The organism is Rhizobium sp. 01T417, from assembly GCF_056398905.1.
Map to the genome: position 1 here is coordinate 93,210 of NZ_JBFTQH010000006.1, position 19,898 is coordinate 113,107.

At 61.1% G+C, this 19,898-nt stretch carries 19 protein-coding genes; 10 read left to right on the forward strand and 9 right to left on the reverse strand.

From position 1 onward, the window contains the following. Positions 1 to 4 precede the first annotated feature (4 nt). The 3 genes from AC1DPR_RS08840 to AC1DPR_RS08850 all read right to left on the reverse strand — a co-directional run bounded on the left by AC1DPR_RS08840 (position 5) and on the right by AC1DPR_RS08850 (position 3,403). Positions 5 to 895 carry a carbohydrate ABC transporter permease gene (locus tag AC1DPR_RS08840; protein WP_112641009.1) on the reverse strand — a complete coding sequence of 297 codons (891 nt, stop codon included), beginning with the start codon at positions 893 to 895 and terminating at the stop codon, positions 5 to 7. Continuing rightward, a complete protein-coding gene (locus AC1DPR_RS08845; protein WP_477816140.1) occupies positions 892 to 1,851 on the reverse strand; it encodes a carbohydrate ABC transporter permease in 960 nt (319 codons plus the stop codon). The genes AC1DPR_RS08840 and AC1DPR_RS08845 overlap by 4 nt, the downstream gene beginning before the upstream one ends. A gap of 73 nt (positions 1,852 to 1,924) precedes the next feature. Further along, on the reverse strand, positions 1,925 to 3,403 hold the full coding sequence (locus tag AC1DPR_RS08850) for an ABC transporter substrate-binding protein (RefSeq protein ID WP_477816141.1): 1,479 nt from the start codon (positions 3,401 to 3,403) through the stop codon (positions 1,925 to 1,927). 210 nt (positions 3,404 to 3,613) lie between these two features. Between AC1DPR_RS08850 and AC1DPR_RS08855 the strand changes: the two genes are divergently transcribed. From AC1DPR_RS08855 to AC1DPR_RS08870, 4 genes are all read left to right on the forward strand, one after another. Then, entirely contained in the window at positions 3,614 to 4,324 is a 711-nt protein-coding gene (locus AC1DPR_RS08855) for a GntR family transcriptional regulator (protein ID WP_112666154.1), read from the forward strand. 54 nt (positions 4,325 to 4,378) lie between these two features. Further along, positions 4,379 to 5,545 (forward strand): mandelate racemase/muconate lactonizing enzyme family protein, encoded by a 1,167-nt coding sequence (locus AC1DPR_RS08860; protein WP_477816142.1) that lies wholly within the window; start codon positions 4,379 to 4,381, stop codon positions 5,543 to 5,545. Between the two features lie 64 nt (positions 5,546 to 5,609). Further along, entirely contained in the window at positions 5,610 to 6,971 is a 1,362-nt protein-coding gene (locus AC1DPR_RS08865; RefSeq protein ID WP_477816143.1) for a mandelate racemase/muconate lactonizing enzyme family protein, read from the forward strand. Between the two features lie 17 nt (positions 6,972 to 6,988). Further along, complete coding sequence (locus AC1DPR_RS08870) at positions 6,989 to 8,188, forward strand: mandelate racemase/muconate lactonizing enzyme family protein (protein WP_477816144.1); 1,200 nt, start codon at positions 6,989 to 6,991, stop codon at positions 8,186 to 8,188. Positions 8,189 to 8,291: 103 nt separating this feature from the next. On the opposite strand, the gene hutC is transcribed toward AC1DPR_RS08870, so the two are convergent. Next, positions 8,292 to 9,038, reverse strand: a complete 747-nt coding sequence (gene hutC / locus AC1DPR_RS08875; RefSeq protein WP_018856019.1) for a histidine utilization repressor — start codon at positions 9,036 to 9,038, stop codon at positions 8,292 to 8,294. 189 nt (positions 9,039 to 9,227) lie between these two features. Here hutC and AC1DPR_RS08880 point away from each other — a divergent pair, with 189 nt between their 5' ends. The 6 genes from AC1DPR_RS08880 to solA all read left to right on the forward strand — a co-directional run bounded on the left by AC1DPR_RS08880 (position 9,228) and on the right by solA (position 15,075). After that, on the forward strand, positions 9,228 to 10,070 hold the full coding sequence (locus AC1DPR_RS08880) for a transporter substrate-binding domain-containing protein (RefSeq protein WP_029792285.1): 843 nt from the start codon (positions 9,228 to 9,230) through the stop codon (positions 10,068 to 10,070). Between the two features lie 100 nt (positions 10,071 to 10,170). Then, positions 10,171 to 10,896 (forward strand): ABC transporter permease, encoded by a 726-nt coding sequence (locus AC1DPR_RS08885; RefSeq protein WP_018856021.1) that lies wholly within the window; start codon positions 10,171 to 10,173, stop codon positions 10,894 to 10,896. Positions 10,897 to 10,905: 9 nt separating this feature from the next. Then, on the forward strand, positions 10,906 to 11,610 hold the full coding sequence (locus AC1DPR_RS08890; protein ID WP_018856022.1) for an ABC transporter permease: 705 nt from the start codon (positions 10,906 to 10,908) through the stop codon (positions 11,608 to 11,610). Between the two features lie 28 nt (positions 11,611 to 11,638). Continuing rightward, complete coding sequence (locus tag AC1DPR_RS08895) at positions 11,639 to 12,415, forward strand: ABC transporter ATP-binding protein (protein WP_018856023.1); 777 nt, start codon at positions 11,639 to 11,641, stop codon at positions 12,413 to 12,415. Then, positions 12,412 to 13,905, forward strand: coding sequence for an HAL/PAL/TAL family ammonia-lyase (locus AC1DPR_RS08900; RefSeq protein ID WP_477816145.1), 1,494 nt, complete (start codon positions 12,412 to 12,414; stop codon positions 13,903 to 13,905). Before AC1DPR_RS08895 ends, AC1DPR_RS08900 begins: the two co-directional genes overlap by 4 nt. A gap of 9 nt (positions 13,906 to 13,914) precedes the next feature. Next, positions 13,915 to 15,075 (forward strand): N-methyl-L-tryptophan oxidase, encoded by a 1,161-nt coding sequence (gene solA / locus AC1DPR_RS08905; RefSeq protein ID WP_477816146.1) that lies wholly within the window; start codon positions 13,915 to 13,917, stop codon positions 15,073 to 15,075. A gap of 9 nt (positions 15,076 to 15,084) precedes the next feature. On the opposite strand, the gene AC1DPR_RS08910 is transcribed toward solA, so the two are convergent. Genes AC1DPR_RS08910 through AC1DPR_RS08930 form a run of 5 tightly spaced genes read right to left on the reverse strand, consistent with a single transcriptional unit; the run spans position 15,085 to position 19,829 of the window. Next, positions 15,085 to 16,155: a sn-glycerol-3-phosphate ABC transporter ATP-binding protein UgpC gene (locus tag AC1DPR_RS08910; RefSeq protein WP_112640974.1), complete on the reverse strand. Its 1,071-nt coding sequence runs from the start codon at positions 16,153 to 16,155 to the stop codon at positions 15,085 to 15,087. Beyond that, positions 16,152 to 17,081, reverse strand: a complete 930-nt coding sequence (locus tag AC1DPR_RS08915; protein WP_477816147.1) for a carbohydrate kinase family protein — start codon at positions 17,079 to 17,081, stop codon at positions 16,152 to 16,154. Before AC1DPR_RS08915 ends, AC1DPR_RS08910 begins: the two co-directional genes overlap by 4 nt. Next, a complete protein-coding gene (locus AC1DPR_RS08920) occupies positions 17,081 to 18,091 on the reverse strand; it encodes an SIS domain-containing protein (RefSeq protein WP_477816148.1) in 1,011 nt (336 codons plus the stop codon). Before AC1DPR_RS08920 ends, AC1DPR_RS08915 begins: the two co-directional genes overlap by 1 nt. Positions 18,092 to 18,099: 8 nt before the next feature. Next, positions 18,100 to 18,945 (reverse strand): carbohydrate ABC transporter permease, encoded by an 846-nt coding sequence (locus tag AC1DPR_RS08925; protein WP_018856029.1) that lies wholly within the window; start codon positions 18,943 to 18,945, stop codon positions 18,100 to 18,102. After that, positions 18,945 to 19,829 (reverse strand): carbohydrate ABC transporter permease, encoded by an 885-nt coding sequence (locus AC1DPR_RS08930; RefSeq protein WP_018856030.1) that lies wholly within the window; start codon positions 19,827 to 19,829, stop codon positions 18,945 to 18,947. Before AC1DPR_RS08930 ends, AC1DPR_RS08925 begins: the two co-directional genes overlap by 1 nt. Positions 19,830 to 19,898: the final 69 nt, after the last annotated feature.

Consider the following 19,898-nt stretch of genomic DNA (forward strand, 5'->3'; position numbering starts at 1 on the left):
TCCCCTAGTGCTTGACTGCGCCTTCCGTGAGTGCGCGTACGAAGTATCGTTGCAGGACGAGGAACAGGACCACGACGGGCACGCTCATCATGAAGCTGGCCGCCATCAGGCCCGGAAAGTCCGTTGTATTTTCCGAGAAGAAGCGCTGGATGCCGACGGGCAGTGTCAACTGCTCGTTCTTGGAGAGGAAGGTATAGGCGTAGATGTACTCGTTCCACGCGCCAATGAAGGAGTAGATCGCCGTGGCGATGATTCCTGGCGCCGAGAGCGGCATCACGATGAGGACAAATGCCTGGAACCGCGTGGCCCCGTCGATGCGCGCCGCCTGCTCGAGTTGCACCGGGATGTTGTCGTAGAAGCCCTTGAGGAGCCAGATTGCCAGCGGCAGGCCGAATGTGAGGTAGGTAAGGATGAGCGACCCATGCGTGTTCACGAGCCCGATCGCGCGCATCAGGATGAAGAGCGGCACGAGAAAGATCACTGCCGGGAACATGTTCCGAAGCAAGACGGTGAAGAACAGAAAGTTCCGGCCCGGGAAGGTGAAGCGTGAAAAGGCGTAGGCCGCAGGAACTGCCACGATCACCGAAAGGATGGTTGTGGCGGTGGAGACGAAAAGGCTGTTCCAGAAGAAGCGCAGGAAGTCCTGGCCGACGCTGTTTTGCGGATCGAGCAGCTTCTGGTAGCTGGCAAGCGTGGGTTGGTCCGGCCACCATTGCGGCGGGAATTGCATGGCCGCGAAACCTGACTTGATCGAGGTGATCAGCATCCAGATCATCGGCAATGCGGTGTAAAGCAGCATGAACACAAGGAAGATGCGTCCGCCCCACCGCCATCCGTCAATGCGCCTGCGGCGGCGCGCCTGGCTTCGATGAGCAGTCTCGGCAATCGTGCTCATTCATTTCCATCCTTCTGTTCGTTGCCGCTCAGTGCGCGGACGTAGAAGTAGCCGAGCGACATCAGGATCACGAACAGCAGCACAGAATAGGCCGATGCCACCCCCCAGCGCTGGCGGCCGAAGGCGAGTTCATAGATGTGGGTGATCCAGATATGCGATGCGTTCGACGGCCCGCCGCCGGTCATGATCCAGGGGATGATGAAGGAATTGAAGTTGGCCACCGCCAGCAGAAGGATCGTCACCGTCGAAACGTTTCTCAGGTGCGGAAAGGTGACGTGCCAGAACCTCTGCCATGCATTGGCCCCGTCGACTTTTGCGGCGCGCAGCAACTGGTCGGGAACCGTCTGCAGGCCGGCCATCATCATGATCATGGCAAATGGAAACTCTCGCCAGATATTGACGACGATCAGCGAGGGCAGCACCGTGCTGACGCTGTCGATGAAATTCGGCGGCCGGTCGGCCAGTCCGAGGCCGACAAGCACCGCGCCAATGATCCCGAAGTCCGAATGGTAGATCCACTTCCAGATATAGGACGCGGCAACCGCGCTGATGACCCAGGGAATGATCAGGATGGCACGCAGGATGCCCCGGCCGACAAAGTCGCGATGGAGCGCCAGGGCACAGGCAAATCCCAGGACAAATGAGATGAAGGTCGATCCCAGTGTCCAGATGAGAGTGTTCGAGGTGACCTTCCAGAACACCGGACTTGTGAGGATGGCGATGTAGTTGTCGATGCCGACGAAGATCTTGTCTCGAAGCTGCAGGCCAGGCGGAGTATTGAAGAAAGACAGCTCGACCGTGTAGTAGATGGGGTAGGCTATGACGACAAGCATCACAGCAATCGCGGGAAGCACGTATGCGTAGTCAGCGCGATGCTCCCACATCTTTCGCAGCACGCCGGACCTGTCGGGGTGCAGTCTTCGGCTAACCTCGGCCTTGCCAGTCAAGATCGTCACTGTGCCGCACCCTTGTTCTTCGGAGCAAACCGGCTGCGATCGAGGCGCAGCCGGTCAGATCGTCAGGTCTGGACTAGAGTCCGCCATCCGTCAGGTCTTTTACCTTCTTGGCTGCGTCGTCCGCTGCTTGGTCGACGGTCATGGCCCCGGTCAGGGCATTCTGCAGCATGTCCGGGACGATGATGTTCATGATCTCGGGGGACTGCGGCAGCGCCGGGAACGGGATGCCGTATGGCAGCATCGAGGTCGTGACATCGAGGAACTTGATGCTGTCCAGACGTTCCTTCATCCATTTGGTCTTGAAGCCGTTAAGATTTCCCGGGTTCGAGCCGGCATAGGCCATCTTCAGCGACCATTCGGGGCTCGTCCACATGCAGATGATAGCCTTTGCAGCCGGCTCGTCTACCTTGCCGCCCTCCACATATTCGGGCTTCAGGATATGAATGTTGGAGCCGCCAAACACGACGGCGCGCTTGCCGTCCGGGCCGGTGGGAATGAGGCCATAGCGCATGTTGTCGATTACCGTCTGCGCCTTGACCTTGTCGGTATCCGTCGCCTTTTTCTGCAGGTCGAGCATGACGTTGTAGTCGGACGGGTGCGATATCATCATGCCGAGCTGGCCAGCGAGGAAGAGGGGCTGGTTGTCGGCCTGCTGGTTGGTAAGCGCCGAAACCGGAACCGACTTGTCGCGCACATACATATCGTAGGAGGCTTGCAGTGCCGCCTTGCTCTGTGCGGAGTTCAGCTCGACCACCTTATACGTCGGGTTGGCCGTAGCTTCGTCGAAGACGCCGCCGCCAAAGGCCCACAGCTGAGGCATGAAGCGGTACGGTGTATTGCCGGCATTCTTGCGTGCCACGAGGCCATAACCGGCAATTCCGAGCTTGTCGTGGATCTGCTTGGAATACTTGACGACGTCGTCCCAGGTTGCCGGAGCCTTGTCCGGATCAAGGCCTGCACGCTTGAAGATGTCGGCGTTCCAGATGAACGCCATCGTTTCGTTGTTGGTGGGAATGCCGTAGGTCACCCCATCCCAGGTTACGGCCTTCATTGCGCCCGGCCAGAAATCCTCGGTCGAATACCCTACATCCTCGGGTTTGAGCGGCTGCAAATATCCCTTTGCGGCGAACTCCGTGCCGCCGAGGATCTGCAGGCGGACCGCCATCGGTGCTGCATTGCCAAGGAGTGCGGTCCGGAACTTGTCCAGCAGGTCGTTATAGGTGAGAGCCTGTTCCTCAAGCTGGATGTTTGGATAGGTCTTGCGGAAGGTCTGGAAAAAGTCCTTGTAATACTCGCGCAGGAGGTCGGGGTCGCCCTCGAACACGCCCTGATACCAGAAAGTCAGTCGCCCCTTATAGTCGAGCGGGGTGACCTTGCCGCAATCGCCCGCCGTGTCAAAATCCTGGGTGCCGGCAATGGAGCGCACATATTGTGGCGACCACTTGCTCAAATCGATCGACGCACCGAGCGCCGACGCAGACATCAACGATATCATCAAAGCGGTTGAGACAGTGCCGCGCAGGACGGCACCTCCGAGTGAAAGCCTCGTCATAGGTATCCTCCGGGTTCGCTCCCATGCCGCTCTGCCTCAAGGCGAGCGGTCTTTTGCTCCTCGGCCGCAGGACGTTCTTATCCAGTGTATGCCTTAAAGCTAATTATACGTTTTCAGATCGTCGATTGCCTGTCAACCGGCGAAATCGTACATTGTTTGGAGGAGGCTCGCGTGATATTTAAGCAAGGCGTGTATTAATTGGGGACAGTCTTGGCCGATACGAGCGATTTCAAAGCACAGCCACCCGAAGGGATCGACGCGATCGGGGCCTCCAGCGAGGGTGCCTCGCTGTATCAGCTGATCAGGGAAGACATCATCGAAGGGCGGCTCGCCGCCAACGAACGGCTGGTGGTCACCGACCTCGCCCGACGTCACGGCACCTCGACCAATCCCGTGCGCGAGGCTCTGCAACTGCTGCGCGGGGAGGGCTTTGTTACCCTTGTTCCCAATCGCGGAGCGCGCGTCCGGCCGATTGATCAGGATTTTGTTCGGGACATCTACGAGATAGGAGTCTTGATCGAGCCGGCACTGACGCGATGGTTCGTCAGCATGGCGACTGTCGAAGACATTGCTGAACTCGAACGCATCCAGGCCCTGATTGAAGAGAACGACTTCGCCGACACGCTCAGGCACAGTGAGCTCGACACCGCCTTTCACACCATAATGTACCAAAGGCACTATAACCGCCATGCCGCCGAGCTTTGGTGGAAGCATCGCGAAGTGCTTCGAGCCGTGAGCCGGCGTTTCAACTTCACACTCGCCCGGCGTGCGGCGATCCTTAGCGAGCATCGAGAGCTCATCGAGCACGTAAAGGCGGGCAACGCGAACGAGGCAGCCGAGCTTATTGCGCGCCATGTCGAGGGCTCCGGCCGACACATCCTCGAACACATGCGTGCGCGCAACGCCGCTCGGGCAGGATAGAAAAGATCGCCTGGAATATCGTTATCCCAACCACTTCGGATAAAGGCAGTTGAGATGAAAATCACCAGCGTGCGGCCGTGGCTGATCAAGTCCGAGGCTTCCTATTGGGGAGAGTTTCTGTTCGTCGAAGTGACGACGGATGAGGGGGTGAGCGGCTGGGGAGAGATCACCACCACGACAAGGCTTGCCAATCGCGCCCTCTGCACGATCCTGCGGCAGATCGGTGCCGCAGTGACGGGCGAGGACCCGGCGCGTATCGAGTATCTCTGGCACAAGATATTCCGCAGCTTCACCTATATGGGCAGTCGCGGGGCCGCGGTCGAATGCGTGAGCGCCATTGACATTGCTCTCTGGGACATACGAGGCAAGGTACTCGGCAAGCCGATTTACGAGCTGTTGGGCGGATCGGTACGCGATGAAATTGCGCTCTACACTCACCCCAACCAGGCCAAATTTACCAGCAAGGAGGCTGTCGTCCGCGAAATTCGCGACATCGTCGAATCCGGCCACACTGCCCTCAAGTTCGATCCCTTCCCCTACCAGGGGCGCGCCGCCGGTGGCCAGCCTCGCGAACAGCGGGACGGGTACCTCGATGGCAGCATGTCCCGCAAGGACGAGCGCGAAGCCGCCGAACTCACGGCTCTGATCCGGGAAACGGCAGGCTCTGATGTCGACATTCTCATCGATGCGCATGGCCGGTTCGACGTTCCGACCGCCATTCGCCTTTGTCGAAGCCTCGAGGAGGCTGGTCAGATCGACTGGTTCGAGGAGCCCTGTCCGCCGGAGAGCCTCAATGCTCTCCGACAGGTCCGTGAGAAGGTCAGCGCCGCCATCTCGTGGGGCGAGCGCGGCCACACCAAGTGGGATTTCGTGCCGGTGCTCGAAAACAGGCTCGCTGACTACATCATGCCTGATGTGACCTGGACCGGCGGCATTACTGAACTCAAGAAGATTTCTGCCCTGTGCGAAGCCTACTACATCCCGGTCTCGCCGCATGATGCCGCAGGGCCGATCAACGTGGTTGCGGGAGCGCAGGTGATGATGACCGTTCCCAACTTCTACAAACTCGAAACGTCGGAGTGGAACCTCGGCAAATACGATCACCTCATCGACAGGCCGCTCGATGTTTCGAACGGCAGCCTCAAGCTTGCGCCCAGACCTGGTCTCGGCGTTGAAATGAACCGCGACTACCTTCAAGACCACGAGATAGAGCTGGCCTAGCAACGCTCTACGCCGCCCCAGCGAGCGCGGCGACGAGCCCCACCCACCAAAACGAGGACAAGTCATGCCAGAGGCAGATGGAGCCGACGAGGCGCTCAATCGGGTGAACATGCATTCCAAGCCGTCCGACCTTCGCATCACCGACATGCGGGTAGCCGAAATTGTCGGCGCGCCGTTCACCTCGGTGCTGCTCAAGATTTACACCAACCAGGGCATCGTCGGGCTTGGCGAGGTGCGCGACGGTGCCAGCGCCACCTATGCCCTGATGCTGAAGAGCCGGTTGCTTGGCGAGAACCCTTGCAACATCGATCGACTGTTTCGCCGGATCAAGCAGTTCGGCGGGCACGGCCGGCAAGGCGGTGGCGTATCGGCGGTTGAAATCGCGTTGTGGGATCTGGCCGGCAAGGCCTACGGCGTCCCCATCTACCAGATGCTCGGCGGCCGGTTTCGGGAAAAAGTGCGCGTCTACTGCGATACCGACGCAACGGTGCCGAGCGGCACCGAGACCGGAAAGCGCCTGAAGCAGCGCATGGAGCTCGGCTTCACCTTCCTCAAGATGGATCTTGGGCTGATGCAGATCGCGGATGTGCCCGGTGCGGTGGTGTTTCCGGCCGGCTCACTGGAAGGCTACCGCCAAAGTCCCACTCGCGGGCCGCTGAAGACCAATGACGAGCGGCGCGTCCGCAACGCTGCGTACGATTTGCATAACGTCCAGCACCCGTTTACCGGCCTCCACTTTTCCGACAAGGGCCTCGACCTGCTTGAGCAATACATCGCCGAGGTTCGGGAGGTCATCGGCATGGACGTGCCGCTCGCGATCGACCATATCGGCCATATCTCGTTGCAGAACGGCATTCGCCTTGCCAGGCGAATTGAAAAATACGTGCCAGCCTGGCTCGAGGATGTGATCCCTTGGCAATACACCGAGCAGTACCAGCGACTGCAGGAGGCCACCACGGTGCCGATCTGCACCGGCGAGGATATCTATCTCAAGGAGGGCTTCGAGCCTCTGCTCAAGAGCGGCGGCGTCTCCGTGATCCACCCGGACCTGCTCACCAGCGGGGGCATCCTCGAGACCAAGAAGATTGGCGATCTGGCGCAGGACGATGGTGTCGCCATGGCCATCCATATGGCAGAAAGTCCAATCGCCGCAATGGCCGCGGCACATGTCGCGACCGCGACCGAAAATTTCATGGCGCTCGAATACCACTCCGCCGATGTCGACTGGTGGGACGATATCGTCACGGGCCTTCCCAAACCGCTGGTGAAGAACGGCTTCATCACTGTTCCGGACAAGCCGGGGCTCGGGATTGACGACGTCGTCGACGAGGTGATCTCGCGGCATCTGCAGCCGGGTGTCGCCGGCATTTGGCAGCCTACGGATCACTGGGACAATGAGTATTCCTGGGACCGCACCTGGAGCTGAGGAAAAAAGGAACGAAGATGAAGATCACCGATCTGCGCTGCGCCGTTATCGGCAAGCACCCGATCGTCCGCATCGTTACGGACGAGGGCCTCTATGGCCTGGGCGAAGTCGAATTCACCAAGTCCTACCTCAAGCCCTTTGTGCTGCATTTCCGCGAGGCGTTGGTCGGCGAGGACCCGACCGACGTCGAGAGAGTCATGCTGAAGATCCGCCAACGCGGCTCCTTCAAGCCATACGGCGCCGCGGTGAGCGCTATTGAGCATGCGTTGTGGGATATTGCTGGCAAGGCCGCGGGCGTGCCCGCCTATAAACTGCTCGGCGGCAAGGTGCGGGACAAGGTGCGCGTCTACAACGGCTCGGTTCGCCAGAAACGCACGGGCGACCGGCCGGAGGATTACGCCGCTGACGTCAAGTGGATGATGGAGCAGCCGCAGAACTTCTTCATGATCAAGCAAGGGATCTCGTTCCACTCCAACATGAAGGACACCATCGAGGGCTTCCACTACGGCGTGACGCAGAAGAAGGCCGGCTATCACGGCGCCATGGATCAGGGCATGATCAGCGAGCGCGGTTTCAATCACATGATCGACTGCGTGATCGCAATGAAGGAAGTGCTGGGCGACAAGGTCAGCCTGGCGCTCGACTGCGGCCCCGGCTGGATGCTGCCCGATGCGATCAAGTTCGCCCGCGCGGTCGAGAAGTACAATTTGATGTGGCTCGAGGACATGCTGACTGGCGACTACGTGCCATGGGTCAATCCGCAGGCCTATCGGGAGCTGACAACCTCCACCTCGACGCCAATCCACACTGGTGAGCAGATCTACCTGCGACACAATTTCAAGGAGCTGATCGAAACGCAGGCGGTACGGGTCATCGGCCCCGATCCAGCCGATGTCGGAGGCATTGCCGAGCTAAAATGGGTCGCCGAGCACGCCTACATGCACTCGATCCTGATGGCGCCGCACGGCACTGCCAACGGTCTGCTCGGCCTCGGCGCGTTGATCAATGTCTGCGCTACGTTGCCGGCAAATTACATCGCCTTCGAGTATCCCACCGCCTCCGATCCCTGGTGGGAGGATCTGGTAATCGGCTTGCCGCAGCAGATCGTGAAGGACAGCATGGTGGACCTGCTGGAAGCGCCGGGGCTCGGCCTCGATATCGACGCTGAAGCGGCCAGGAGATATCTGAGGGAAGAGGATGCGGGCTTTTTCGACTGAAGCTTTCTCCACTTGCCCGCAGCAGCGATAGGAGCGGCGAAACCAGTCCGCGTCTTCTACATTTCCGCGTCCGAAGGACGCATGTTCCATATACAACTGACCACTATTCCTCGAATACCTTGCCGGTGCGAGCCTCGAGCCGGTAGCGGTTGCCGGGATAGATGAGGCGGGCGGTGGAGACGACGTGCCGCCCGGACCAGGTGCGGCGGCGGATGGCCAGGCAAGGCTCGCTCTTCAGGATCGTCAGGAGCTTGCACTCCCAGGACTGCGGCATGGCCGCCTCGACGATGTGCTCTGATCCACTCAGCGGGGCGGCAGCCGTCAGATAGGCGTTTGGGGTCAGAGAGGCAAAGTCCTGCGCCAGATAATCGGGGGCTGCTGCCGGATTGACGAACCGGTCTTCGATCTGCACCGGCACGCCGTTTTCGCTGTGCACGATCAGGGAGTGAAAGACGGGTGCGCCGATGTCGAGCTCCAGCGCGTCGGCCGTCTCGGGAGACGCTGTCTCCTGCGCCAGAATCACCACCGAGGCCTCATGCGCGTGGCCGCGCTCAGCAATCTCTTCGGCAATATTGCGCACCTCGAACAGGGCCGAATACCCCTTGCGCTCCGCGACAAAGGAGCCGACGCCCTGGATGCGAACAAGCTCGCCTTCGTTTGCGAGTTCACGCAATGCCCTGTTGGCGGTCATCTTGCTGACGCCGAGTTCGTTCACCAATTCGTTTTCGGAAGGCACGCGATGCTTCGGAGGCCACTCGCCGCTATGGATGCGGTCGAGTATCATCTGCTTGACGCCGGCGTAGAGCGGTGCGGTATCGTTATCCCTCATCATCTCGCTTGGACGCTTCATTGCCTGTTTCCTTTGCAATCGCGGAATCCGCTCGATAAGTCGACTTTCCTCTTGCATAACACAAAATATCTCATATGGTACCATATACAACCTCTCGAAAGATCGATCAACAAGGTCGGCGTCGAGCAAGCCGGCGAAGACCGGTGTCGGACCGCAAGGTCAATCGTCACTTCAGAGGAGATAGAACCAATGAAATTCAGCGCGCTTCTTCTTTCCAGCGCCTTTGCGCTCTCGGCCTTCGTCGCGCCCGTCGTCGCCAAGGACTGGAAGACGGCCACCATTACGCTTGAGGGGGCCTATGCGCCCTGGAACATGACCAATGCCGACGGCACGCTCGGTGGCTTCGAGCCCGAACTTGCCAAGGTTTTGTGCGAACGTGCCAAGATCGACTGCAAGCTCGTCGCATCCGACTGGGATGGCATGATCCCGGCACTCAATGCCGGCAAATTCGACGTCATCATGGATGCGCTGTCGATCACCGATGACCGCAAGAAGGTCATCGGCTTCACCATCCCTTATGCCGCGACGCCGGCCGCTTTCGCGACCGCCAAGGACAGCCCGCTTGCCAATGCAGCCGGTACCGGTGCGACGATCAAGATGACGCCCGGCCAGACCGGCGTTAAGGAAGTCGATGCGCTGAAGGAGGCCTTCAAGGGCAAGACGATCGGAATTCAGGCCGCGACCGTTTACGCCAAGTTCGTTTACGACAATTTCGGCGATATCGCGGAGATCCGCGAGTACAAGACCGGCGCCGACCGCGATCTCGATCTGCAGAACGGCCGTATTGATCTTGGCTTCGACGATGCCGTGTATTTCGCCAATGCCTTCCAGTCCGCAAACGACACGCTGGCCTTTACCGGCCCCGAGATCGTTGGCCCGATCTGGGGTGAGGGCGAGGGTCTCGGCATCCGCCAGGCCGATACCGACCTTCGTGACAAGTTCAACGAAGCGATCAAGTCCGCACTCGCCGACGGTACCGTGAAGAACCTCTCGATGAAGTGGTTCAAGGTCGACGTCAGCCCGCAGAACTGATTTCCGGCAAAGGCCGGAGGTCCCGGTCTCCGGCTTCAAGGCCGGGGACCGCATGCTATTCTGACACCGCCGGGACAGCGGCGGGCGCGGGGAACATGATATGGCAACACTGGAACTGATTGGGTTCGGCTCGACCGGATGGGGGGCGCTTCTTCTGCTCGCCGCGTTGATGACGCTTGCCGTGACCGCAAGCGCGCTTGCGATCGGCGCGGTGCTCGGCGCGATAATCTCTGCTGCCAAGCTCTCCGGCAAGGCTTGGCTTGTTGCGCTCGGCAACGTCTACACGACTGTCTTTCGCGGTGTGCCGGAATTGCTGATCATCTACCTGATCTATTTCGGAGGGTCCTCCGCAGTCACCTCGATCGGCAAGGCGATGGGCTATGAGGGCTTCCTCGGGCTGCCGTCGTTTCTGGCCGGTGCGCTGGCAGTTGGGATCATCTCCGGTGCCTATCAGGCGGAAGTATTCCGCGGGGCGTACCTTGCCATTTCCAAGGGTGAATTGGAGGCGGCATCAGCGATCGGCATGCATCGCGGTCTGCGCTTTCGCCGGATCATCATTCCGCAGGTGCTGCGCTTCGCAATCCCCGGTCTCGGCAACGTCTGGCAGCTCAGCCTCAAGGATTCCGCACTGATCTCGGTGACCGGTTTGGCGGAACTGATGCGCACCAGCCAGGTCGCTGCCGGTTCGACACGACAGTATTTCCTGTTCTTCATCGTCGGCGGCATCCTCTACCTGATCCTGACAAGCCTCTCCGACCGGGTTTTCAATGGCGCAGAGCGGCGCGCCAATCGCAGCATGCCGACAGCGGCCATGGGAAAGGCGTGAGGTAATACGATGGATTTCGCTTTTCTCGCGCAAACGATGACGACCCTGCTCAAAGCCGTCCCGATGACCTTGGCTCTGTTCTCCGTCTCGGTCTTCTTCGGTGGTCTTCTGGCCCTGCTGATCGTCTGGATGCGTGTCGCCGGCAATCCGGTGCTGTCGTCGATTGCCAAGGGATACATCTTCATCTTTCGCGGCTCGCCGCTGCTGATCCAGATGTTCCTCGTCTTTTATGGCCTCGGCCAGTTCGGCTTCATCCGCTATTCCTTCCTTTGGCCGTTCCTGCGTGAACCGTTCGTTTGTGCGGTACTGTCACTGGCACTCTGCACCGCGGGCTATTCTGCCGAGATCTTTCGTGGTGGCATTCGCGCCGTCTCGCCGCGCGAGATCGAGGCCGCTCGCTCGATCGGCATGTCCGGTGCTCTTCTCGTGCGCCGCATCCTGGCGCCGATCGCATTCCGGCACGCGCTTCCGGCCTACTCCACCGAGATCGTCCTGATGATGAAATCGACGGCACTCGCAAGCCTGGTCACCGTATGGGAAGTGACCGGCGTGGCACAGCGGCTGATCTCGCAAACATACCGCACGATGGAAGTGTTCCTCTGTGCGGCGATCATCTATCTCGTTCTCAACTTCATCATCCTGCAGGCGATGTCCCTGCTAGAATATTCGCTCTCGCGACACCGCCGTGCGATCCCGCCGGCGCTGAAAGCCTGAGAGCCCTCCGGACACGATTGGAGCTTCCATGCCAGGCGTTACCCGACTTTCCGTCCGCAACATCCGCAAAAGCTTCGGCACGCACGAGGTCTTGCGTGGCATCTCGCTCGATGCCGAGGATGGCGACGTCATTTCCCTGCTCGGTGCCTCGGGTTCCGGCAAGTCCACCTTCCTGCGCTGCATCAACCTGTTGGAAACGGCAACCGACGGCGAGATCTGGGTGGATGGCGAGCAGATCCGCATGATCCACAAGGGCGGCACGAGCCGGCCGGCGAGCCAGAAGCAGGTCGACCATATCCGCTCGGAACTGGGCATGGTCTTCCAGTCCTTCAATCTGTGGTCACACATGACGATCCTGCAGAATGTAATCGAGGGACCGGTCCACGTGCTCAAGCGTCCGCGTTCCGAATGCGTCGCCGAGGCAGAGGCGCTTCTCGAAAAGGTCGGCATTGCCGACAAGCGCCACGCCTATCCAGCGCACCTGTCGGGCGGCCAGCAGCAGCGCGCAGCGATCGCCCGGGCACTCGCGATGAAACCGAAAGTCATGCTCTTCGACGAGCCGACGTCGGCGCTTGACCCGGAGCTCGTCGGCGAGGTGTTGCGTGTCATGCGCGCGCTTGCCGAGGAGGGGATGACGATGCTGGTCGTCACGCACGAGATGAGCTTTGCGCGCAATGTTTCCAATCGCGTTGTCTTCATGAAGGAAGGCCTGGTCGAGAGCAGCGGCGCACCGGACGAAATGTTCGGGGGGGGCGCGTCACCGGCCTTCCGGCAGTTCATCGGTCATTTCGGAAGCGGGCAATGACGGTCACCATCGACACGCTGATCGGCTGGCGTGACATTGCACGCGTTGCGGCCGGCGAGACGCTTGCGCTATCACCCGCAGCCTGGGGCCGTATCGACAATGCCAGCCGGATCATTGAACGCATTGTCGAGACCGGGATACGTGCCTATGGCATCAATACAGGCGTCGGCGCGCTTTCAGATACGGTCGTCGATCGCAACTCCCAAAGCCGGCTGTCGCGCAACATCCTCCTCAGTCACGCCTGTGCCGTCGGCGAACTCCTGGCGGGCCGCGAGGTCCGGGCAATCATCGCGGCGCAAGTCGCCAATTTTGCGCATGGCCATTCCGGCGTACGGGCGGATATCATCCGCCACCTCACGGCATTTTTGGAGCACGATTGCGTGCCTGATGTCCCGTCGAGGGGCTCAGCCGGTTACCTCACGCACAATGCCCATACGGCGCTCGTCCTCATCGGGGAAGGAAGCGCATCGGTGGCGGGCAGGCGCATGAACGGCCGGGAGGCTCTCGATGCCATTGGTCTTGCTCCACTCGTGCTCGGTGCAAAAGAGGGGTTAAGCCTCGTCAACGGAACGGCCTGCGCAACGGGTTTAGCCAGCGTCGCGCTAGCACGCGCGAACCATCTGCTCGACTGGGCCGATGCTGTGGCAGCCCTGACGCTGGAAGCTTGCGGGTGTCAGATGGCGGCCTTCGACGAGACGGTGCTAGCGCTTCGTCCGTCGCGCGGCATCGCGCATGTCGGCGCTTCCTTGAGGCGGCGCCTGGAGGGCAGCGGGCTGATCGCAGCAGCGCTCGCAAAACGCACGCAGGATGCGCTCAGCCTACGCTCGGTCCCGCACGCCCATGGAGCAGCTCGCGACGTCTTTGACAATGCATCCGACGTCGTCGATCGCGAACTTGCCTCGGTCACCGACAATCCGGCGGTCTCGGGAACACCTGAAAATCCTGTCGTCTCGTCGGAGGCCCATGCCGTGGCGCCAGCCCTCGCGCAGGCGTCCGACAGCCTGGCGATCGCCCTTGCGCAGATATCGGCCATCAGCGAGCGCCGTATGGATCGGCTCGTCAATCCGCTGATCAGCAACCTGCCGCCTTTTCTGGCGAGCGATGCCGGCAGTAATTCCGGCTTCATGATCGCGCAATATACCGCGGCCGCGCTCAGCAACGAGAACCGCAGGCTGGCCGCACCCGCTTCCACCGATGGCGGCGTTACCTCCGGCCTGCAGGAGGATTTTCTCGCGCATCCAACGGCTGCGGCAAATAAGCTCCTTTCGGTCATCGACAACGCTGAATATATAGTCGCCATCGAGTTGATGGCGGCAGCCCAGGCGCATGACTTCCTGGCGTCGACAGCAAAGCGCGCCAAGGCGACGGACGCAATCCACCGTGCGGTACGTCAGGTCGTCCCGCATTACGCCGACGATCGCCCGTTGGCTGCCGACATCGAAGCGCTTCGTAGCTTTATCCGGCAAGAAGCACCGCCCGAATTGATCTGAGGAGCAGAAATGACAGCTGATTTCGACGTTGCCGTGATCGGCCTCGGCGCCATGGGAAGCGCGGCCATCTCCTTCCTTGCGGCGCGCGGCGCCAGGACGATTGGCATCGACGCCTATTTTCCTGCCCATGCGCTCAGCTCTTCGCATGGGGATAGCCGCCTGATCCGGATGGGCTACTTCGAAGATCCGTCCTATGTGCCGCTGCTGCAGCGCGCCTATAGCAACTGGCGCGCTTTGGAGGCGCGGCTTCGCACGGAAATTCTGACGATCACCGGCGTTCTCCAGATCGGGGCTGAAGACAGCAAGATCGTTACGGGCACACGCGCGTCCTGCAAGATGCACGACCTGCCGCATGAGGTCCTCGACAAGATGGACGTGGCGCGTCGGTTTCCCGCCTTCCAACTGGATGACGAGGACGTTGCTGTCCTCGATCCAAAGGGGGGCTATCTCAGGCCCGAGGCGGCTGTCATGGGCTATCTCAAACTTGCAGCGCAGGATGGTGCGGTTCTTCACTTCGGCGAACGGGTAACAGCGATCGAGCCGGGCGACGGCGGGGTGACGATCCGATCGGCTGAGGGCCACTATCGTGCCAAAAAGGTGGTGGTTGCCACCGGCTCGTGGATCGCCGAACTCATTCCCGATTTGAAGGAACACGCAGTACCGATCCGACAGGTCGTCGCTTGGTATCAGTCGCAAGACGGATTTGCGACGGAACCGCAGCGCATGCCGTGCTTCCTTCGGGACGAGGGGGCAGAGGGCTCCTACTTCGGTTTTCCGGCGATCGGCATGGACAGCGTCAAAGTCGGGAGGCACGCGCATTTCCGCGAGCCGATCGATCCCAACCAGCCCAATCCGCCCGTCAACGCCAGAGATACGGCACTCCTCGACAGCTTTATCGCCAGGCGCGTGCCGGCCGCTGCCGGACCGCGGGTCAGCGCCGTGACATGCCGCTACACGATGCTGCCGAGTGAGGATTTTCTGCTCGACGTTGCCCCTGGCAACCCGAACGTCGTCGTCGCGTCGCCCTGCTCCGGCCATGGCTTCAAGTTCACGAGCGTCGTCGGCGAGATTCTCGCCGACCTGGCACTTCAAGGTGGAACCAGCTTGCCGGTTGCAGCCTTCTCGTTCGATGCGATGAACCGCTTCGTCTCGGCCCGCAAATCGGCGTGACGCTCCAGGCTAGCTGCAGCGCAATCCGGTTTCCGCATTGAACAGGTGGATTGCTTGCGGATCGAAGGTGAGCGTCAGCATCTGACCATTCTCCAAGCTCGTGCGCGGCGGCAGGCAGGCCATGATCCGTTGCGTGCCCGCAAAAGCGGTGACGACAAGCTCGGGACCAGTCAATTCTGCAACCTCGCATTTCGCCGGTAGCGTGAGGCCGGACGAACCAAGCCGAAGTGATTCCGGCCGTATTCCGACAATCAGCTTCTGGCCATCTCTGGGCTCGGCTTGAAGTCCGCCCGGAAGAGGTAGCACGATGTCGCTGCCCTCGATCTGAAGTTCGCTGCCGCGAACCGTAGCGTTCAAAAGGTTCATTGGCGGCGCCCCGACAAACGTGGCGACATAGAGAGTTGCCGGTCGATCGTAAATCTCCGACGGGCTGCCGAGCTGCTCGATCCGCCCATCGCGCATAACCGCAATGCGGGTGGCGAGCGTCATGGCCTCGATCTGGTCGTGCGTCACGTAGACGACCGTGGTCTTGAGCATCTGATGCAGACGCTTGAGTTCGGTGCGCATCTCCATGCGCAATTTTGCGTCCAGGTTGGATAGCGGCTCGTCGAACAAAAAGACTTCCGGCTTGCGTACAAGGGCGCGGCCGATCGCAACGCGCTGGCGCTGGCCACCCGACAGTTGACTTGGCCTGCGGTCGAGCAGGCTTTCGATCTGCAGCAATTTCGCTGCATCGCGCACCGCCGTGTCGCGCTCGGCGCTCGGAACTTTGCGCATTTCCAAGCCGAAGCCGATATTGCGGTGGACAGTCAGGTTTGGATAGAGCGCGTAGGACTGGAAGACCATGGCGATGTCACGATCCTTCGGATGCACGCCGAGGACCGAGCGTCCGCCGATACGCACGTCGCCGCTTGTTGCTTCCGCCAGCCCCGCGATGATGTTGAGCAGGGTCGATTTTCCGCAGCCGGAAGAGCCGAGCAGAACGAGAAACTCGCCGCTCTCGAGCGCGATGTCGATGCCCTTCAGGGTTTCGACATCGCCGTATGTCTTGCGGATGTTGGCAATTTCAAGAGCACTCATCGAGCGGGCTCCTCAGATGTGGATGGTCCGCCGTAGTTGCGGGGAAGGGTCGAAATTGCCCGTGATGCGACCGCGGTTCCAGCCCGCAGGCAGTCAGCGAGAGGTTTTTCTTGCGCCAGGGCCGCGAGAAAACCGGCGTTGAAGACATCGCCGGCGCCGATCGTATCGACGACCGTGACGGAGGGGGCCGCAGCGGCGATGCACTGCCCGTCCGCACCAATCGCGAGCGCTCCGTCCGGGCCGCGCTTGACGACGACGATGGCACCCTCGGGCATATGGGATCGGATTTCGGTCCCCGCTTCGACAGGGTCGTCGAGGCCGGTGAGGGTGGTGGACTCCACTTCGTTGAGCAGCGCAATCGCGCAGCGGGAAAGCCAGCGTCGCGTGGCCTCGCAATTCTCGTTCGTCCAGCCGTCGAGCGGCCAGCCGGTGTCAAGCGCAATCGCAATCTGGTGCTTGTCGGCCCAGTCGAAGAAACCATCGTACTCGCGGGTCAGATCTTCCGTCAGGAATGAGCCGCAGAGCAACACGAAGCCCCCCGACAGCGTCGTGCCATCCAGGACGGCAAAGACATCGGAAAGGCTGAGGCGGGGCAGGTGACCGCGGGTGGTGAAGAACGTGCGCTCTCCATCGGGATGGGTGATGCCAACCGACAGTGTCGTCTGCTCAGGGCGCACCGGCCACTTCGCGGACCGCTTGCCGAAAGCCTCGGTCAACCAGCGACCGAACTGGTCGTTGCCAACATTGGCGGCGATCTCGAATTCGACGCCAAGACCTTCCCAGGCGAGGGCGCTGTTGCCCGCTGCCCCGCCGACGCGCAGTTCGTCGTGGTCGACGATGATCTCGGTGCCAGCCTTCGGCCAGGGAGCAGCAGGGCCGAGGATGAGGTCGATATTCACGTTTCCGATGACGGCAAGCGGGCGCATCATTCGCTCCGGGTGATCTTTGTCGAGCGCACAGGCGTGCCTGCGTTCTCGACACGCGCATCGGCGAAGGCGACCATGAAGCGCTGTGCCACGGGCAGCATTGCGAAGACTGCAGCCAGGCCCGAAGCCGGCTTGAAGCCGATGGTCACCGCGCCCGCAACCGGGGCTTCACCCGATGCATCGAAGATGATGACCGGAGCGCCGGTTTCGATGGCTGATACGGCCATGGCCGTGACCAGACCGGCGGTGCTGTCCTGTCCCCGGAAAAGAACGACACCGACGGCCGGGCCGAGCATCTCCATCGGTCCGTGCCGCAACTGCCCGCCTTCGAGCGAAAAGCAGGGAAGGCGGGAGAGTTCCGTCAGGCCAAGGGCCAGCGCTTCGGCAAGACCCTGCAGGCGCCTGCCCGAGGTAACGACCGTCGCCACGTTATCGAGAGCTGCAAGAGCGATGTCGATGCTTGGTGTTTCCGGGGCGGTGAGTGCGGCAAGGGCTGCCGCGGGATCCTCGCCAAGGGCTGCCAGCACTGCAAGGTGCAGGGCAAAGGAGACTGTCAGGCTGCGCGTTGCAGCAAATGCCAATTCCGTGCCGCCCGCTCCGATGAGGGAAGGCGCCGTACGCGCCAGGAATGATCCTTGCTCCAGGGTCAGCCCGAATGTGTCAGCACTGGCTCCTGTTTCAAAGAACCAGCGCACCACCTCGGCACTTTCGCCAGATTGCGAGGTGATGATAACTGTTCGGCCGTCGAGCGCGAGCGGTTGTCCGAGTTGCTCGGAAAGGGGTAGAGCGATCGCGTCGATGCCGCAGGCACGGTAGAGCGGCTCGACGGCCCGGCCGACGGCATGAGATCCGCCCATGCCGAGAAGAAGCAGCCTGGCGTTTTTCTTCAGCGATTCCGCAATGGCCTGAGCGGTTTGCCTTGCGTTGTCATAGGATGTGAGCGCATCCGCATGTTGACGCGCCATTTCGCGATCAATTGCAATCAGGCCGGCTGGTCGTTTGTTTTCCATGGTCCTTGTCATCCCTTGACGCCGCCGCTTGTCAGCCCTGATATCAGGGCGCGTTGCATGACGAGACCAACCAGCACCGGTGGCAGAGCGGCGAGCACACCGGCAGTCGCGATCAGTCCGTAATCGGAGACACGGCCACCGGCCAGATCGGCGATGGCAACCGTGAGTGTCTTGGCGCGCTGATCGGAGGTGAAGAGCAGCGCATAGAAGAACTCGTCCCAGCCGAGCAGGAAAGCGAACAGCGCCGAGGTGGCGACAACAGGCATGGCCAGCGGCAGGGTAATGATCTTCAAGGTCTGGAACAGGCCGGCACCGTCAATCATTGCCGCGGCTTCGATCTCCTTCGGGATGGAATCGAAGCCGGATTTCATCAGCCATGTCGTGAAGGGGGCGAGGATCGTCAGATAGACGAGGGCGAGGCCGAAGACGTTGTTCAGCATGCCGAGATAGGCCAGGCCCATGTAGAGCGGCACGGCAAGCGCAACCGGCGGCAGCATGTAGGTGGCGATGACCATTGAAAGCGACCAACCGACGGAAGGTGTTCGCGACACGGCCCAACCGGCCGGAATCGCCAGCGCGATAGCGGCGATCGTCGCCATGCCGGCAACCTCGATGCTGTTTCGGAGCGACGAGGTGAAGGCGGCGCCAGCGCTGTTCTCGATCGTCGACAGCAAGGCGGCGTAACGGGAGAAGTCAGCCGTTTGCGGCCACCAGCGGAGCGGCTTGGCGGCCAGATCGGCGGCCGGCGAGATGCTCATGATGAACAGCCAGAGAATCGGTGCCAGGATGACGGCCGCAAGCAGCAACGCGCAGACGTAGATGAAGGCTGTAAAGAATGGGCTCTTGCGTTCCATCAGGCGGCACTCCCTGCGGTCTTGCGCACCAGCGTGGCATAGGCGAGAGCCAGCACCGTTACCAGCAATGTGACGATCAAGGCCAATGAGGCGCCGGAGCCGGCCCGCTGGAAGGAAAACGCTTCCTGATAGACGAGGATCGACAGCGTCCTCGTACTGTTGGCCGGGCCGCCGCGGGTCATGACCCAGATGATGTCGAACACCTTGAAGGCCTCGATGGTGCGCAGCACCAGGGCCACCATCAGCGGACCCGCGAGATAGGGCAGGATCACGAAGCGGAAGCGGGCGAAGGGACCGGCGCCGTCGACCAGTGAGGCGGCAGTGACGTCACGCGGCACCGCTTGCAAGGCAGCAAGCGCAATGAGCGCGACCAGCGGAAAGTTCTTCCAGCAGTCGGCGACGATGAGGGCGGCAAGTGCTGTGCCCGGTTCGCCAAGCCAGGAGCGATAGGCGTCGATCAGCCCGACCTGCATCAGTGCGGCGTTGAGCGCGCCGTATTCCGGATTGTAGATCAATCGCCAGAGCGTGGCGTTGACGACGGTTGGCAGTGCCCAGGGAAGGATCATCAGGGCGCGCAGCACCGCGCGGCCCCGGAAATCCTGGTTGAGGAGGAGTGCTGCAAGCACGCCGATCACCATCTCGGCAGCAACCGAAATGACCGCGAACCAGGTGGTCGTGATCAGGGTCCGCTGAAAATTCGAACCGGAGATCATCTTCACGTAGTTGTCGATGCCGACGAAATTGCCTGATGTGCCGACAAGCTTGGCGTCTGTGAAAGACAGGCCGACGGTGTCGACCAATGGCCATCCGATGACGGCGATCATCACGACAAGCAGCGGCAACATCAAAAGCCACGCGCGGGTTGTCATCCAGGTGCCGGACATGAGGCGCCCTCTCAATTCATCGGACTGGTAAAGTGGAAACCAGGCGGCACGGGGCCGCCTGGACGGTTA

What these genes read in the sequence shown, in the direction of transcription:
- AC1DPR_RS08920 (WP_477816148.1), bottom strand. Translation starts at nt 18,091, where the DNA reads ATGGAAAACAAACGACCAGCCGGCCTGATTGCAATTGATCGCGAAATG.
- AC1DPR_RS08880 (WP_029792285.1), top strand. Translation starts at nt 9,228, where the DNA reads ATGAAATTCAGCGCGCTTCTTCTTTCCAGCGCCTTTGCGCTCTCGGCC.
- AC1DPR_RS08840 (WP_112641009.1), bottom strand. Translation starts at nt 895, where the DNA reads ATGAGCACGATTGCCGAGACTGCTCATCGAAGCCAGGCGCGCCGCCGC.
- solA (WP_477816146.1), top strand. Translation starts at nt 13,915, where the DNA reads ATGACAGCTGATTTCGACGTTGCCGTGATCGGCCTCGGCGCCATGGGA.
- hutC (WP_018856019.1), bottom strand. Translation starts at nt 9,038, where the DNA reads ATGAAGCGTCCAAGCGAGATGATGAGGGATAACGATACCGCACCGCTC.
- AC1DPR_RS08925 (WP_018856029.1), bottom strand. Translation starts at nt 18,945, where the DNA reads ATGGAACGCAAGAGCCCATTCTTTACAGCCTTCATCTACGTCTGCGCG.
- AC1DPR_RS08895 (WP_018856023.1), top strand. Translation starts at nt 11,639, where the DNA reads ATGCCAGGCGTTACCCGACTTTCCGTCCGCAACATCCGCAAAAGCTTC.
- AC1DPR_RS08870 (WP_477816144.1), top strand. Translation starts at nt 6,989, where the DNA reads ATGAAGATCACCGATCTGCGCTGCGCCGTTATCGGCAAGCACCCGATC.
- AC1DPR_RS08930 (WP_018856030.1), bottom strand. Translation starts at nt 19,829, where the DNA reads ATGTCCGGCACCTGGATGACAACCCGCGCGTGGCTTTTGATGTTGCCG.
- AC1DPR_RS08865 (WP_477816143.1), top strand. Translation starts at nt 5,610, where the DNA reads ATGCCAGAGGCAGATGGAGCCGACGAGGCGCTCAATCGGGTGAACATG.
- AC1DPR_RS08915 (WP_477816147.1), bottom strand. Translation starts at nt 17,081, where the DNA reads ATGCGCCCGCTTGCCGTCATCGGAAACGTGAATATCGACCTCATCCTC.
- AC1DPR_RS08900 (WP_477816145.1), top strand. Translation starts at nt 12,412, where the DNA reads ATGACGGTCACCATCGACACGCTGATCGGCTGGCGTGACATTGCACGC.
- AC1DPR_RS08860 (WP_477816142.1), top strand. Translation starts at nt 4,379, where the DNA reads ATGAAAATCACCAGCGTGCGGCCGTGGCTGATCAAGTCCGAGGCTTCC.
- AC1DPR_RS08885 (WP_018856021.1), top strand. Translation starts at nt 10,171, where the DNA reads ATGGCAACACTGGAACTGATTGGGTTCGGCTCGACCGGATGGGGGGCG.
- AC1DPR_RS08850 (WP_477816141.1), bottom strand. Translation starts at nt 3,403, where the DNA reads ATGACGAGGCTTTCACTCGGAGGTGCCGTCCTGCGCGGCACTGTCTCA.
- AC1DPR_RS08910 (WP_112640974.1), bottom strand. Translation starts at nt 16,155, where the DNA reads ATGAGTGCTCTTGAAATTGCCAACATCCGCAAGACATACGGCGATGTC.
- AC1DPR_RS08890 (WP_018856022.1), top strand. Translation starts at nt 10,906, where the DNA reads ATGGATTTCGCTTTTCTCGCGCAAACGATGACGACCCTGCTCAAAGCC.